Origin of the sequence: Pseudaquabacterium pictum (genome assembly GCF_005403045.1) — a bacterium.
In the GTDB taxonomy this organism is placed as follows: Bacteria; Pseudomonadota; Gammaproteobacteria; order Burkholderiales; family Burkholderiaceae_C; genus Pseudaquabacterium; species Pseudaquabacterium pictum.
This window is the reverse complement of record NZ_BJCL01000018.1, coordinates 62,960-77,619: the sequence shown is the minus strand read 5'-3', so window position 1 is coordinate 77,619 and position 14,660 is coordinate 62,960. Positions and strand designations below refer to the sequence as shown.

At 63.1% G+C, this 14,660-nt stretch carries 17 protein-coding genes; 8 read left to right on the top strand and 9 right to left on the bottom strand.

What is annotated here, in order from left to right:
* Positions 1 to 240 precede the first annotated feature (240 nt).
* On the bottom strand, positions 241 to 1,575 hold the full coding sequence (locus FFT10_RS23695) for a replication initiation protein (protein WP_162520903.1): 1,335 nt from the start codon (positions 1,573 to 1,575) through the stop codon (positions 241 to 243).
* Between the two features lie 565 nt (positions 1,576 to 2,140).
* Here FFT10_RS23695 and FFT10_RS23690 point away from each other — a divergent pair.
* Together FFT10_RS23690 and FFT10_RS23685 are read left to right on the top strand one after the other, a co-directional pair.
* Positions 2,141 to 3,343 carry a ParA family protein gene (locus FFT10_RS23690; protein ID WP_228027274.1) on the top strand — a complete coding sequence of 401 codons (1,203 nt, stop codon included), beginning with the start codon at positions 2,141 to 2,143 and terminating at the stop codon, positions 3,341 to 3,343.
* On the top strand, positions 3,340 to 4,323 hold the full coding sequence (locus FFT10_RS23685; protein ID WP_137735351.1) for a ParB/RepB/Spo0J family partition protein: 984 nt from the start codon (positions 3,340 to 3,342) through the stop codon (positions 4,321 to 4,323). The genes FFT10_RS23690 and FFT10_RS23685 overlap by 4 nt, the downstream gene beginning before the upstream one ends.
* 1,000 nt (positions 4,324 to 5,323) lie before the next feature.
* Here the strand turns inward: FFT10_RS23685 and FFT10_RS23680 are convergent.
* On the bottom strand, positions 5,324 to 7,135 hold the full coding sequence (locus FFT10_RS23680) for a site-specific integrase (protein ID WP_162520902.1): 1,812 nt from the start codon (positions 7,133 to 7,135) through the stop codon (positions 5,324 to 5,326).
* 106 nt (positions 7,136 to 7,241) lie between these two features.
* The gene (locus FFT10_RS23675) at positions 7,242 to 7,580 is read right to left on the bottom strand and encodes a DUF7673 family protein (protein WP_137735349.1); all 339 of its coding nucleotides are present in this window, start codon (positions 7,578 to 7,580) and stop codon (positions 7,242 to 7,244) included.
* A 411-nt stretch (positions 7,581 to 7,991) separates the two neighbouring features.
* On the opposite strand from FFT10_RS23675, the gene FFT10_RS23670 reads away from it, so the two are divergent.
* From FFT10_RS23670 to FFT10_RS23655, 4 genes are all read left to right on the top strand, one after another.
* On the top strand, positions 7,992 to 8,462 hold the full coding sequence (locus FFT10_RS23670) for a helix-turn-helix domain-containing protein (protein ID WP_137735348.1): 471 nt from the start codon (positions 7,992 to 7,994) through the stop codon (positions 8,460 to 8,462).
* Position 8,463: 1 nt separating this feature from the next.
* Complete coding sequence (locus FFT10_RS23665) at positions 8,464 to 9,045, top strand: PIN domain-containing protein (RefSeq protein ID WP_137735347.1); 582 nt, start codon at positions 8,464 to 8,466, stop codon at positions 9,043 to 9,045.
* A gap of 174 nt (positions 9,046 to 9,219) precedes the next feature.
* Positions 9,220 to 9,459, top strand: a complete 240-nt coding sequence (locus FFT10_RS23660) for a hypothetical protein (RefSeq protein WP_137735346.1) — start codon at positions 9,220 to 9,222, stop codon at positions 9,457 to 9,459.
* Positions 9,456 to 10,106, top strand: coding sequence for a hypothetical protein (locus tag FFT10_RS23655; protein WP_137735345.1), 651 nt, complete (start codon positions 9,456 to 9,458; stop codon positions 10,104 to 10,106). The genes FFT10_RS23660 and FFT10_RS23655 overlap by 4 nt, the downstream gene beginning before the upstream one ends.
* 61 nt (positions 10,107 to 10,167) lie before the next feature.
* Here FFT10_RS23655 and FFT10_RS23650 read toward each other — a convergent pair whose 3' ends face one another.
* The 4 genes from FFT10_RS23650 to FFT10_RS23635 form a co-directional block, all read right to left on the bottom strand.
* On the bottom strand, positions 10,168 to 10,776 hold the full coding sequence (locus FFT10_RS23650) for a hypothetical protein (protein WP_137735344.1): 609 nt from the start codon (positions 10,774 to 10,776) through the stop codon (positions 10,168 to 10,170).
* A gap of 45 nt (positions 10,777 to 10,821) precedes the next feature.
* Positions 10,822 to 11,043 carry an MbcA/ParS/Xre antitoxin family protein gene (locus tag FFT10_RS23645; RefSeq protein ID WP_137735343.1) on the bottom strand — a complete coding sequence of 74 codons (222 nt, stop codon included), beginning with the start codon at positions 11,041 to 11,043 and terminating at the stop codon, positions 10,822 to 10,824.
* A gap of 98 nt (positions 11,044 to 11,141) precedes the next feature.
* On the bottom strand, positions 11,142 to 11,387 hold the full coding sequence (locus tag FFT10_RS23640) for a hypothetical protein (RefSeq protein ID WP_137735342.1): 246 nt from the start codon (positions 11,385 to 11,387) through the stop codon (positions 11,142 to 11,144).
* Between the two features lie 471 nt (positions 11,388 to 11,858).
* On the bottom strand, positions 11,859 to 12,482 hold the full coding sequence (locus FFT10_RS23635) for a hypothetical protein (RefSeq protein ID WP_137735341.1): 624 nt from the start codon (positions 12,480 to 12,482) through the stop codon (positions 11,859 to 11,861).
* A gap of 124 nt (positions 12,483 to 12,606) precedes the next feature.
* Here FFT10_RS23635 and FFT10_RS23630 point away from each other — a divergent pair, with 124 nt between their 5' ends.
* Positions 12,607 to 12,903, top strand: coding sequence for a helix-turn-helix transcriptional regulator (locus tag FFT10_RS23630; protein WP_174246144.1), 297 nt, complete (start codon positions 12,607 to 12,609; stop codon positions 12,901 to 12,903).
* A gap of 48 nt (positions 12,904 to 12,951) precedes the next feature.
* On the opposite strand, the gene FFT10_RS23625 is transcribed toward FFT10_RS23630, so the two are convergent.
* Complete coding sequence (locus tag FFT10_RS23625) at positions 12,952 to 13,389, bottom strand: hypothetical protein (protein WP_137735339.1); 438 nt, start codon at positions 13,387 to 13,389, stop codon at positions 12,952 to 12,954.
* On the bottom strand, positions 13,373 to 13,744 hold the full coding sequence (locus tag FFT10_RS23620; protein ID WP_137735338.1) for a hypothetical protein: 372 nt from the start codon (positions 13,742 to 13,744) through the stop codon (positions 13,373 to 13,375). The genes FFT10_RS23625 and FFT10_RS23620 overlap by 17 nt, the downstream gene beginning before the upstream one ends.
* 395 nt (positions 13,745 to 14,139) lie before the next feature.
* Here FFT10_RS23620 and FFT10_RS23615 point away from each other — a divergent pair, with 395 nt between their 5' ends.
* Positions 14,140 to 14,622, top strand: a complete 483-nt coding sequence (locus FFT10_RS23615; RefSeq protein ID WP_137735337.1) for a BPSL0761 family protein — start codon at positions 14,140 to 14,142, stop codon at positions 14,620 to 14,622.
* Positions 14,623 to 14,660 lie beyond the last annotated feature (38 nt).

Genomic DNA, 14,660 nt, shown 5'->3' with positions numbered 1-14,660 from the left:
CCGGAGTGCGCGCGCCATTGGACTGATGGGTTCACGCGTATCGGGTGCGCTTGTTGGCGGTGGTGGGTTGTCGTTTTTCATGCTGAGCTGTGTTGAAAATCACAGCACCAGCATAGGGCGGATAGCCTTTCGAATTGATCCTGCAATAGCCCCTCAAACCCACGCTTTGCGGACACATTATTTCAAGCCTTTCTCATTCCGGCGGTGTACAGAAACTGCGTGCAGGCGCATCCGTGAATGCTATTTCTGCCGCGCCTCAGCCACCGAGAACATGACGAGGTCGATTTCGCTCGGGTCCTTCCAGCCGGCGCCATGTCGCGCGGTGGCGTAGACGTCGAGCACAACACGACTGATCAGCGGTGACTCCCAATCGTGTTCGGCCACCCGCCGACGCACCCCTGGAGTGGACAGGGCCGATTGCAGAATGGTTGGCGCCGCCTGGTCGATCCAACGGACCTTCTCGCCCTCGGGCAGCGCCGTGAACTCGGCACGGATCTGTTTCTGTCGATTTGCGCGCCAGGCATCGATGAGCGCCTGCTGCTCAACCCTGGGATCCACCTTTTGCAAAGGCCGCAACTCTTCCGCCGACAGCGGCTCAGGAACGCCGCCATCGGGAAAGCGATTGGTCAATACGGCCTTCAGATAGGCTCCGCGATTCAGGATCTTGGTCTCTGAGGTGTCATTGATTTGGGCTTCCATGGCGTCCAAGCCTTCCGTCACCTTCAACGCACCGTACTTGAGCGTCAACGCATCCAGATCACTTTCGCGCACGCCCATCTTTGCCGCCCGCAAGACCAAGGTGACATCGGCCGCATCGGGGACGCGTTCGATCTCCTTAGTCTTCCGGAAAACCCGGAACTGCAGGGTCCGCTGCTCGAGCTTGTTCCCATGCTCGATCGGCTCGATGAAGATCTCGGTGACTTCGTTGATCTGGGCAATCGCCGGCATCAGCAACTCGTTCTTGAACTTGCGGAACTCGCGCGGCTTGCTGCCCCCACCTTCGCGCAGGACGCGCGTCCAGAAATCGGGGTCGTGTTTGCTGGTCAAGCCACCCGGGCTGTCCTTGTAGCGAGCGCAAATTTCGTACAGGGCCACCCCGGTGTAGGTCGACAACCTGGCAATTGACTTCAGTTCGATCTGAGCCCAACGTTCGGGGCTGAGGAGCTGTTCTTTGATGGATGGCGGGTAGTACCAGGTGACCCAGGCCTCACCGCCTCTGATGTACAGACGAGCCTCTGCCAACAATGGAAACGTGCGGGCCTCATCTTTCACTGCAGGCGATGCCGCAGGCTCGAAACCTTCCAGGTGCAGTGTCCCTGAGTCGCTGGCTGCCAGCGGCCGCCACACGACAGTGGTCTGAACCATCTGTTCGATGTAGCGCTGTACGCGCTCAGACGCCTTGGTGCTGGATCCGTAGCCCCGCAGGATGTCGCTGACAGGACTGCTGTAGCCCCCATCTGGTGTCGCCGGGTGGCGCTGCGCAATCCACAGCATGACGTCATAGGCCTTGCGCCCGGTCGTTGTGAACGCAATCGTCAGCGGCTCAATGGCCAGCGCGAACACGGACTTGCTCAACGTCCAGTCTGATCTGGACACCTTAGGATGGGCGGCAGTCGGGACCACCTTTCTAACCGTTGACATCCTTCAAGTGTACGTCCAACAAGCTTGGACATGCTGAGCACCACCGATTTGCTACCTTGCGGCTCATGCCATGACCCGCCCTCAGACAGGACGAATCCGCGGACGCTGGGGCAAGCCACACTTGCCGGACGCCTTCGGCCGAAGCGTGAAAGGAGGCGTTGTGGATAACTTTAGCCACACATGCCGGACAACAACCACGCTTGACGGACGCGAATGCCACCTTTGACGGACGGCGGCGCCACACTTGACGGACGAGAAAGCCACATTTCCCGGACCAAAAGGCGTCTAAGTCGTTGATTTAATTGATGAAAGTTCGCCGCAAAGGTTCTAAAGCTCTCAAGGACATTGAAGATCAGGGCTTGAGTTATCCACAGCATGGGAAGACAGGGGCCCGTCCGGCAAGTGTGGCATTGCGATAACTTGACGCTGCCGTTTGTAGCTTCGGGTGCAAGACGGACTCATAACCTACAATGAGCCCTGAACCAGTGTTGGAGATCATGTGACGAACATCCTTGTTGAGGGTCGCGAGCAGGTTGAACTTGCAGATATCGGCCTGCAGGCCGAACGCGCGAAAAAGATACTTGCGAAGGTCCGCAAGGCCATGCTAGCGCCGAACGTGCAGAAGGAGGCACCTCACTTTTCCCCTGCACAGCTCGGCTCGCTGGTCAATCTGGACACGCGCCAGATCGACTACCGGGCCAAGAAGGGAGGCACGCTGCCGGCCGGCGGCTTGAACGCCGCAGGCACTCGCCGTGAGTTCAGCTTGCCCGACGTCCGCAAATGGTCACGCGAGTTGCGCGCCGGCCGCATGCGGCCCGCAGGCGCTGAGGCCATCACGATCGCTGTTGCAAATTTCAAAGGCGGTGTCACCAAGACGACGACCGCTGTGACGCTGGCGCAAGGGCTGAGCATCCGCGGCCACAAGGTACTTGTCATTGACTGCGATCCTCAAGGCAGTCTGACGACGCTTTTCGGCATACTGCCGGACGCGGAGGTTGAAGCTGAGCACACGATCCTGCCCTTGTGCCTCGGCGAGCAGGACAGCGTCGAATACGCCATCCGCCCAACCTACTGGGACGGCATCGACTTGATACCGGCAACCTCAGTGCTGTTCAGTGCTGAATTTGCATTGCCTGGTCGCCAGCGCGACGAGGGACAAGGGTTCCAGTTCTGGAACGTCTTGCACTACGGTATCGAGCAGGCCAGGCAGACGTATGACGTCATCGTCATCGATACCCCCCCTGCCCTTTCCTACGTCACGATCAACGCCATGATGGCGGCGGACGGGATCATCACGCCGTTGCCGCCGAACGCGCTGGACTTCGCTTCTAGCGTTCAGTTCTGGGACCTGTTCTTCGACCTGACCAAGGAGTTGGTTGCCCGAGGCAAGTCGAAGCGCTACGAGTTTGTCGATGTGCTTCTGTCAAAAGTCGACGCCGGCGATATTGCAACCAATGTGGTGCGCGAGTGGATCAGCGCGGCCTACGGTTCGAAAGTCTTGCCCATCGAAATCCCGAAGACTTCCACCGCTGCATCAGCAAGCGCGGAGTTTGGATCGGTCTACGACATGAAGCCAGGTTCTGCTGGAAGCCGGACGATCAAACGAGCTGTTGAAGCGTATGACCAGTTCGTTGAGATCGTCGAAGCACAGATGGTTGGTGCTTGGCTGCGGCAGGCGCAACAGTTGCGGGAGTCGACATGAGCAAGCTGACGGACAAGGCGAAGGGCATCTCTTTTGACGATGTGGACGAACCCACGCCTGAAGTGCCGGCTGATCGTCCTCGAACCGCAATTGGTGCGATCTCGGCGTCGATCGCGATGGGCCGTGGCGTTGAGGCTGAGAACCGCGAGCTTCGCGCCAAGCTTGAGCACTTCGAGGATGCGACCGTCGTAGAGTTGCTTGACCCCAAGCGCATCAAGCCGAGCCGCTTTGCGAATCGGCATGAGCTTTCATTTGCTGGTGCGGATTTCGAGGGGCTGAAAGCTGAGATCGCAGGGACTGGCCGGAACGTTCAGCCCATCAAGGTGAGGCGCATAGGACAGGGCGCTGATGGCAAGGACGAGTTCGAGATCGCATTCGGGCACAGGCGTCACCGCGCTTGCTTGGAGCTTGGCATTCCGGTGGCGGCGATCATCGACGAGCTGTCGGACGCTCAGCTGTTTTCCGAGATGGAGCGAGAAAACCGCGAGCGCCAAGATCTGTCGCCGTGGGAGCAGGGTGTCATGTACAAGCGCGCTATCGACGAAGGGCTGTTTCCTTCGCTGCGCAAGCTTGCATCTTCGATCGGCGCTCAGGTTGGCAATGTCAGCACGGCGGTTCAGCTGGCCTCTTTGCCAGCTGAAGTGGTCAACGCTTTTCCAAGCCCTCTGAGCCTGCAGTTTCGATGGGGGAGCGTTCTGAAGGCCGCCGTCGATAAGAACCCAGATGCCGTCGCGGTTCTGGCGGCCGAGCTGGCCGCCATGACTCCGAAGCTTCCTGCGAAGGAGGTGCTGGCTCGCCTGACAGGCGGCCCTGCGGCTTCTTCCCGGAGCGCGCCGACTGCATTTAAGGCGAATGGCAAAGTGGTTGGCAATTGGGACCAGGACCCCAAGGGCAATGTTGTGGTTCGGATCAAGGCGGGTGCGCTTCCAGCGGCAAAGGAGCGGCGGCTGCGGGAGTTTCTTGAGAAGTTGCTCGAGTGATTCGGTTCGTTCGCCCAAGCAGTGCGTAGGGAAGGGGCCGTAAGGCCCCTTGGTTTTTGTGAGTGTTCTACGGTAGAACGCCCCGACGCAGGGTTGGCGAGCAGTCCTTTCAGCTCCGCCGTTGCGGGATGTTCTACGGTAGAACGGCCTGATTTGTACGGTTGCCGCCGTCGTTCTGACCAGGTGCCCTAGAAGGGTTCGCCGATGTGGACCAGCCCATTTGGCTGGCCTAGGTGCCAACCGCTTTGAAAATCCCCTGAGGGTAGGCCCCCACGCATTTGGCCCGGACACGTCCCAGTAATCAGACTGCGGACAGCCAGCGTCAGCCCGTTTTCCCAGGACAGGATGGCGTTGGGCTGCGTGAGCCAATTCCTCGTCTCTGCCGGGAGCCTCCGGGTGCAATTGACTCACGCTCGCCCAAGAGCCTCTCGCATCACTCCGTGGCGCAGCGCCCACCTGATCAGTGCACGAGCCGCTGTAGTAGCGAGACCACTCAGCCCGAACTTGGCTTGCAGCGTGCCTCCCGGCGATAGCCGCAAAAGTGAAGACACGAAGTCGCGCGCACCCCCGAGACGTTCTGCTGTGCGCTACCCGCCATGCCTCAACGATCCGGGACACAGCGTCCAGAGCCACCCCAAGGTCCGGTCGCCATTGACCCCTAGGAGTCTGGGCGGCAGAAGGATTCGAAAATGAGCATCCGAATTTCGACCTCTCAGAATCGCGCAGGAGCGATTTTCTCGACGGCGCCAAGGGGTCAGGGACCCCTGAAATCACGACTTTCTGTGACCTTGGTCTTCTGCCGCCCAGACTCCTAGCACGGTGCCACGGTGCCAACCGCCTTGAAAAAGCCCTGAAGGCCTTCCCCCGCCCGTTCACCCGTCGATGGCGCTCAACAAGTCGATTTCTTGGGGGTGCTCAGCGAGCCTTACCTGTAGTGCATGGCGTTTCGTAGCGTGAGCAGACTCCTGACCTTTGCCGCCGGCCGCCGGAAGGTATTGCCTCACGCCTTGAGTCTCGGCGATCCAAACGCCGCCTGCACCGCCTTGTGCCGCCTACCCTTCTCTGCTCGCACATAGATCGATGTCGTAGCCAGGCTCTCGTGTCCGAGGTTGGCCTGTAGCACGTCCTGCGGCACGCCGCGCGCCGCCGAGTGCGAACCGTAGGTGTGTCGCAGCCAATGCGTCGATGCCTCCCGAATCCTCTCCGCCGCGCGCCGATCCACCGCCGCGATATCGGCTGCACAGCGCTCAAACGCACTCACGAGCACCTCGTACAGCCGCGCTGCCGACAAAGGCGCATTCAGGCTCAGCTTGGCAATGATCGGCGTGTCCGGCGGATTCGCCAGAAGCTCCGAATCCAGCCCCCTGTCCGCAAAATGCTCCTGCAGAGCTTCCACCGCAGGATCCGGCAACGGTACCTCTCGCCACTTGTTGCGCTTGCCCAGCACCATGATCGACCAGGCCCACTCGCCGTCGTCGAGTTGCTCATGCCGCAGCCACTCGACCTTGCTGGAGACCAGCTCCGACAAACGCATCCCGCTCATGTAAGCGTAGCTAAGGATGAATCGCAATCGCCGCAGTGCAGGGGAGGGCGGCTGCTCGGACAACCACCCCTGGACCAGGTCCCACTGCTTCTGCGACAACGCCCGCAGCCGCGGCATGGAAGGGGCGTCTGGCCTTTTCGGCACGTCGTCCCAAGGATTCGAGTCCAGGTAGTGCCGGCGCACCAGCCACTCGCACAGCGAGCGCACGATGGTCATGGTGGCAGCCTGAGAGGCGGGCGCCAGAGCCCCTTCAAATGGTCGCCAGGACTCCGACCAGCGCTGCGCGTTGCGCGGCCCGGTCCATTCGGGCCCGGGCGCGGCGAGGAAATCCCGGTAGGCCACGCAGTCGTCCCCGTCCAGCGACGACAGCGCCTTGCGCCGCTCCATCACCGACCAGAGCAAGAAGCGCTCGGCCTCCTTGCGGTACGCGCGCCAGGTGTGGGTGCCCTGAACGCGCAGCCGCAACCAAGCCTGAATCGCCTCGTAGTCGTTGCCGGCTGCGACCTTGCAACGCTCCAGCGGCGCGCGGTTGATCCCTTTGGAGCCGTCGCGCTCTGACGGCGGCGCAAACCGTTCCAGCGGCACGATGCCGATGCGGCGTACCGGGGTGAGCGCGGCCGTGTCGATCTGGCTCATCGGCACGAGCGCAGGGGAGGGCAGGGCGCCCAGCGCGGACTCGTGTTCCCGCACCCAACGCACGATGCGGGCTGCGCCCTCGGGGCCGACTTTGGGGATGCCGCGGTGCCAGTGGAAGCCCTTTGTCCTGATCCAGAAGGTCAGCTCGCTCAGGCGCTGGATGCCCACCCCGGCCAACCGCGCCGCCACCCGCTCGTCCAGCCACGCCGAAATCGGATCCTCTGGCCGAGGCTCGCGCGCGCCGACGCTCTCGAGCCACTGCACCGCCAGGACGAGCCGTTCGCGCAGGCGCTGCTTGCGGCGCGCCGGGCTGCGGCTGTCGCGCGCGCCAAACTCGGCTTGGTAGAGCTCGATGAGCTCCGCCTCAGTGTAGAAGTCCGGGGGTTGCCGGTTCCTGAACTCTTCCAGCGTCGGCTTCTTCGAACCTTGCTCGAGGATGGCTTCGGGGTCGCGACGGAGGAGGGCGGCCACCTCCGGGCGGCCGTGCGCGCGCGCCAGGCTTCGCAGCTCGTCCAGCAGCCGTTGCAGCTCGCCGCGCGCGCGCCGGGCGTCGGCCGCGCCGTCGACGAACATGTAGCGGTTCCACGAGGCCGCCATGTCCAGGCCCTCGGCCCAGCAGCGCACGAAGGCCATCTGGGGATGGCCCAGGCGGCGTGGGGCAGCCGATCGGGTCGGCAACCGAGTGCGCAGGGCAGGGGATTTCATGGGCGTGGGCCAGGGCCTACGAGTGGTCGGGCCATTAAATGTCCCAGCGCGTCAGGACGGCCCTGATACGTTGATCTCCGTCTGTCACCAGGGTGTGCAAGTCGACCTGCGCCCACCGCAGTGCATCCAGGCGAGTGAGCATGTCGTCGCCGATTGCAACGTCCACCAGGCGCAGGTTATAGAGGTCGTACGGGAAGTCCTGGCCCTTGTAAGTTGAGGCGATGAAGCGCGCCACGGTGTGGTGTTGTCCACTGTCGCCGGCCTCGGCCAGGCTCAGCAAACGAAGGAACGCCTTGCCGCCCTTGGCGGTCGATTCGCTCTTGCGTCGGCGCATACCTTCCAGTTCGCCACCGTGGTCCGGGATCAGGCTCATAAAAACTCCCTATGAATCAGCCACTTGGCCGATTGTGCCTTTTGCGGGTTGGTTTGGAAGGCCAAAATAACATGCCTTGATAATTGGGATTATCAAGGTAGTAACTGCCTTCTGGGGCCGGGGAGGGCGCTTGGTCGGACAGCCGGCGAAGGCGCAGTCGCTGGCAGCAGAGCGCTGACGGCCACTGACGAGGAGTTGGCTCGCGAGGGCATCTAAAGCTCCTGTGCAACGCGGTGCTTGCCTCGCGAGCCGCGACGCATGAACCACGGCACTGGGGAGCGAGCCGTGAGCGAACAGCTAAAGCATTTACCGCATTTATTGCGTTTACGGCGTACCATGCCGATACACCTACAGCGATGAACGGCCGCCGCGATCTTCGCGAGCGGCTGACGGATCATCCCGGAGAGCCCCATGCGCACCCTCGACAAAGCCCGCCAAGTCATTCCGCCCGCGCTGTCAGCCAATGACATCGAGATGGCCCGCGTGGCCCAGCGCTGCATCATGGAAGCGCTGGATCACTCGCGCGCTGCGGCGATCACGCTGACCACGGACAGCGGCGAACATCGCACCGTCGACGTCCCGCCGGCGGCGCTGAAGTTGATTGGGCAGTTGCTCGGAGCCATGAGCGAGGGGCGACCGATCGCCTTGGTGCCCTCCAGCCAAGAGTTCAGCACGGTCGAGGCCGCCCACTTCCTCAATGTGTCGCGACCCTTCGTGGTGAAGGAAATCGATGCAGGCCGGCTTCCGCACCGCCTGGTCGGCAGCCACCGGCGCGTGGCTTTCGAGGACCTGATCGCCTACGCCCGCAAGATGCGCGAGCAGCAGGAGTCCGCGCTCGAACGCCTGGCAGAGAACGCGCGCGAACTGGGGCTGGACTACTGAAATGGCGGGGCACGCGCGCTACACGGCGCTCCTCGATGCCTGTGTCCTGTATCCGATGGCCATGGCGGATGCGCTGATGAGCTTGGCCACGGCCGGGCTCTTCGCCGCCAAATGGACCACCCGCATCGAAGCCGAATGGATTCGCTCGCTGGAGGAGAACCGCCCCGACCTCCAGGGTCGGCTGGACTACCGCCGGGAACAGATGCGCGAGGCCGTCCCGGACTGGGAAGTCGACGAGCAGGCCTGGACGATCTGCGCACGAGGCCTTGAGTTGCCCGATCCCGACGACGTCCACGTCCTGGCATCGGCACTGGCCGGTCACGCAGACTGCATCGTCACTGCGAATCTGAAAGACTTCCCTGCAGAGGTCGTCGCGCAACTGGGCATCGAAGTGATTCACCCCGACCAGTTCATCGTGGCGCAGTGGGATTTGGACCAGCTGGTTGCGGTCGCCGCCTTCAAGCGAATGCGGGCGCGGTGGAAGCACCCACAAGCCAGTGCCGAGGACTTCGCTGCCGCGATGGAGCGCGGGGGGCTTCCGGCTACGGCACAGCGACTGCGCGAGGCCGCAGAACTCATCTAGACCGACCGGCACAGGAAGCGTGGCTCGCGCGCGCATCATGACGCCCACCGATTGCCGCGGCCAACTGTCCGGTCCATACCCGCACGGCGCCTGCTGTGACCACTTCCCGAACGCCGCCCACCCTTGCGAGGCACGCTCTGGCGTCTGCAGCCCCAGAAAGATAAACTGCACGGCATGGTCGCAACCAAGACTCTGAGCAAGAGGCCGAGCAAGCCCGCTTCTAAGAAAGCAGCCGCCAAGTTCGCTGCTGCGAAACCAGCCGTGCGCGCCGCTGCGCGCAAAGCCGTCGTGCTCGGCCAGCTCAAAGCCTCCAACGGCAAGGTCTACCAGGTGCTGGCCCCGGCCACTGGGCCCCGCCATCTGTCCACCGAGGACGTGCAGCGCGCCGTTGAATTGATGGTGTCCGCCCGGTGAGGCGGCCCCAGCGCTACGACGTCTCGGTCTTCCTGAACTGCCCTTTCGACGACGGCTACCGGCCGTTGTTGCACGCAGCCATTTTTGCGATCCAGGACTGCGGGTTCCTGGCGCGTACGGCGCTGGAAGACGTCGGCTCCGGCGAGACGCGCCTGGACAAGATCGCGCGCATCATCGGCGAGTCGCGGTTCTCGATCCACGACATCAGCCGCGTTGAAGTGGACGCCACGAATCCGCTCCCTCGGTTCAACATGCCCTTCGAGTGCGGGCTGAGTTTTGGAGCGGCCAGTTTTGGGCACCCGGCACGCGCGCGCGGTCGCGACCTGCTGATCCTGGCCGCAGAGCCGTTCCAGGACAAGCGCACGCTCAGCGACCTGGCGGGGCAGGATGCGAAGTACCACCATGCGCGGCCGGCTGACCTGATCAAGGCGGTCCGTTCGTTCCTGGCCGCGAAGGCCAAGATCGTGCTGCCCGCGGACACGAGCATCCGCGGCCACTCCGACATCTTCGATCGGTTTGAGCGCTTCAAGCTCGAGGTGGAGGCGCTGGCGACCAGCCGGCGCATCCGGCTCGACGAGATCAACAGCTTCGACTACTTGCCGGATTGGCTGGCGTTGGCGGTCGCCTGGCAGGCGGCCACGCGCTGAGATGCTGCTTGGGGCTGTGGGTTTGCATCAGGTACCGCGGCGCATTCTGCAAAAGCTGCCGTCAGTAGCCCAGGCCCAGATCCTGGGACAATTGGGCGAGTTGCTGAAGGGCCTGTCCGGACCGATCTCTTTCGGCGGGCTGAGCCGCGATGTCAGCGCCGCCGTTTGTTGATGACGGCCAGGTATCAGGAATCTTTTCAAGAATGTGGAACCGCAGGGACTCAGGAGCCAGCTTCATTCTGAGCAGGCTTCGCAGGCGTTCGATGGGCTCGCCACCAACATCCGACTCGGGCGGCCCGGCATCACTCGATTCTTGGTGGTCGCGGACGTAATGGCAATCGACGACGAGAAGTCGGCTCTGGTTGGTCACCTTGGCAAGACACAAAGGATTGACGCAGAGTTCGCCGAAGAAGTCCCGCAGCTGCATCTCGATGTCGGCGTGCTCGCGCAGTAATGCGCAGAGCTCCTCGTGACGCTGGCGTGCTCGAGTTTCGTAGGGGGCTCCGAGGTCTTTTCGGGACACGCAGATCAGCGACTTTGAAATTCGTGCCCCACGCAAGATGTCGCGAGCCTCGGCCGTCGACAGGTCCCGCTGGCGGAAGACCCCTGTGGGCAGGTTGCCCAGTTCGACGTCCCAGAACGACAGATAGGTGGTCCGCTGTATGTGCATGCTGGTCCGAATGTTCCGACGCTGAAGGCTGGAGGCGCGTCCGCGTCAGAGCGGCCCGCCTCCGGCATGGGCGTCGATCTCGTTGAGGATTTGGCGCACGCCCTCCTCGCTGTGAATCAACTCTGACGGGGTACGGCCGCCCAGCGCGAAGTTGCGGACATCCATGAAACTCGAGGCCGCGGCCGGTCCGAGCTCAAATCGTGCTGTTCGCAATATCAGTTGGCGGCGGTCCTCGTGGCTGGCCGGAATGAAGGGGGTCGGTTCCACAGAAGGACTATGCGCCAGTTTCTCAAGGCCTGCTTTTTGCCAGCGCGTACTCGGCGCAGCTTTGTCGAAGGACTGCGCTGGGATCGTTATTGCGCAAACTAGCGATCACGCGTGTCGATGTTGCGCGCATGAAAACGGCTCTGTTCACGGCCTTCCCGCCGCGCCAGCTTGCGCGTGAGTTTCGCAGCGAGCTTTGCAAGTGCCTCCTGCGGGATGGACGTATCCACGATAGCCTGCACGCCCGATGGCGTCGTGAAGCACACGACCTGTCGGCCACGGTCGTCTCGAATCAACTCACCTTGAAACTTGGGCAACTGTGGTGACCTTTGGTCTTCAGCCTTCATGTAGCGATCCCCCAGAGGTTCAGCTTTGCTCGCCAGCAATTGGCAGTTCAATCACCAAGCCCGGGCGCCGCGATCGCGGCGTTCCCTCGACATCTTCGACCGTTGTGACATGGCTGACCAGCCCCCTAAACCAGCTCTTTGGCCAGCCTCAGAGCTATCGCTGCAGGCCCGGCATCGGACCTCCAGCCCGGGCCAAGGGCCTCCAGAGGGCTTCGCCCATCGAGTTGCGCCCGGGGACGGGTGAACCAGCGTCTGATGCCGCCGTTGCTGTAGGCGCCCTGCAGATACGACACAACTTGGCTTATCCACGCGAGGCGATCAGCGGTCTGACCCTCCTCAGCCGCCTGTGAGATCGAAGCCACCGGCAGTCCAACCAATTGGCCAAGTAGTTCCTCGCCCAGGATTTCGAGCAGCGCTCTTGGCGCCAGCACAGCGGGTGGCCGCCTCGCTCCATCCATCACATCGTTCCGCTCACGGGTAGGCCTCCGTCATGGTGACCGTAGCGCCCGTGGCCTTCACGCTGTCCACAACATCCGCAATCGTGCGCGGAATGAACTGACTGGTGTCACCGACGACGGTGCGCGCCAAGGTCGCCCCCAACGTCGCCGCATTGAATGCGCCCGAGGCTTTGGTGAATGTCGTATAGATGTTCAGTGCCAGCCCACCCTGGTACGGCATCACGCAGGCAAAGAAGGTCGTACCCTCGCCGTACCGGGACATGGATCCGTCGTAAGCGCTCGCCGTCAGGATCGCGCCTTCGCACGTGGGCACCTGAACGGATTGCCCCGAAGCTGCCGCCAGCGCACCGAGTCCGCTGCCCTTGAAGGGCGAGACCAACTGGAAGCGGGGCGCCTTCTCCGGCAGTGGCGATGGCGGAATGCCGTTGAGGATCTGCACCTTGGTCATGTTCTTCTGCAGTGCGACCTTGACGGCCTGGGCGATCGGGCCCGGCCCGACCTCGGGTCCGGGCTTGATGTCGAAGATGGCATAGCCACTGGAGACCTCGCGCGTCGGCGTGGTCGACGCACAGCCAGCCAGGCCGAGTACGGCGATGCAGGCGATGGCACGGGTTGCGATGCGGAGGGCGCTTGTCATGGGTTCTTCTCAGGCGTTGGGGTCGGGATCGAGATCCGGGTTCGACCGCCATGGTGGGGCGGGCGGTCTGCAATGTACGAATTAGTGTGTGTATGAATAAGTGTACTGTCGCCAAAGTACTTGAGTGGCCACATCCCCTCAGCACGCCTTTGGCAATCGCATCCGTGAACTTCGTGCCGCCGCCGGCATGACGCAGGAGGACCTGGCCGAACGGTGTGGCCTGTTCCGCACCTACATGAGCCGGATCGAGACCGGTAAGGCCAACCCGACGCTGACCATGATTCACGCGCTGGCGGGCAGCCTGGGCGTGCCGATACCGGCGCTGTTCGGCGAGGCGGCTGCCGCGCCTGCAAGGCGCGCCCGCTCTGCGACGCCCGCCAGTGCCAAGGCCCGACCGTCGCGGGGACGGGTGTCCCGTTGAGCGCGTCGCTACCCCGAGGTTTACTGGATCGCACCCGCATGCCCGGCCTCAACGGGTTGGTGAACGCACGGCCACCGGCCGAATGAAACCGCCCAAGATCTGCAGGTACAGCTCAGCGCTGACCCGGCGCGCGCGGTACAGCAGCGACAGGGCCGCGATTGCCGTGTCGGCGGCACGGACCAGGACGTAGCCGTCGGCAAAGCTGGCGGGTTCGGCCGAATGTCGCATCAGCGGGCTGACTGAGGCCGTGCACACGGCCGCATCGTCAATGAGCCAGTCGAGCAACTCAACCTGATCGGTGGCGCTGAGGCTGTGGTCTGGCGACCAGATCACCGCGCGCAGTGGCGCGCCGTCACACTGCAGATCTCGTGCGTCCAAATAGTCCTCCATGCGGCGCATGAACGCAGCCTGCGCTGCCGGTGACATGCCGGTTCGCGGCTCGATCCAGACCGTGAAACCCAGCCTCGGCTCAAGCGTCTTGGCCATGGAGCCGCCCTGTGTGTTCGAACGGGGCGTGGTCACCGTTGGAGCGGCGGTCGATGTGAACGAACACCACTTCAGGTTGAGCCGTCAGCCAGCCGATGACCAAGCCTCGATCGAAGGAAGTGATCGCCGCGCCCACAGGGAAGATAGCGATGCGCTCGACTGCGATCGCCGCCGTCAGCCCGCAGCCGGACAGGAAGGTGCGCAGCCGCCGATGCCAGTGCGCGACACCGACGGCGTCGAAACGCGTGCTGAAGCCCACCCGTAACCACAGGATGTCAGCGCACACGTCCGTCGGCACCTGCCGCTGGCCGTGGTGCTGACCTCTGTGGCTAAAAGTCGAGTTGAATCCGTCCATGAAATCTCCGATCCTTGAAAGTGCAGCAGGCCATCGCCAGGATCGCGCGCCTTGCCCGCTCCGGTCCCGCCTGCAGCTGCAAAGGGAACGGCTTGCAAGCCAGGTGGCGCCCGCTCTCGGCCGGCCCCGATGTCAGGGCTTGTGTCGATTCGGCCTGAAGGGGCGTGCCAGCTAAGCGTTGTTGACCGCATTCAGGCCCTTGGCGCGGGCTTTTTCGTCAGCGGCGTCAAGATCGAACGGGCACACGTGGGGCCGGTGAGCCCTGGGCGAAGAATGGCTGCCGGCGAAGGCCGTTCAGACGTCGAAGACGATGAGCTTGAGGCCTTCTTCGGGAAACTGGGGCTGCCCGGCAGCGCTACGGTCGGCATACTGATCGGGAAGCCCCCGGAGTTGCCATGACGATGCCATCTGAACGCCGCCGTGCCCTGCGCTGGGCAAGAGCGACATTGGGAGACATTCAGAGCGACCCTGGCGCGCCCGCTGAGTTGAAGTCGGACGTTGCGGCCGTGCTGGCTGCGTTCCCCGATGATCGCGCAGTGGCCACCTGCTTTCTGGAGCAGGACGACGACAATCTTGCGAGACAGCTGGTAGCGATTGAGGCCGCGCAGGAAGTCCTCTGGCATGCAAGCCGTTGCCCCGAACTCAGCGAGCAGACCCGAATCGCCAGTGAGGCTACCGATCGGCACTTCCCCCAGCGCTGGGAGCTGAGCAACGCGAGCTGGACACGGTCGCCGCGTGATTGGGTTGAGCTTTACCTCCTGAGGGATATGGACGCCGAGACCATGCGGCAGGAATTGCTGAAACTTGGCATCACGAACATCGACGCGGCTTGTGCGCGGCTGTCGCGCGCACGGCCGCCGAGGCTGGAGGTGCTCTAACTACGTCAGCGGCAGTTCGATGCTGAAGGTTCGGACAA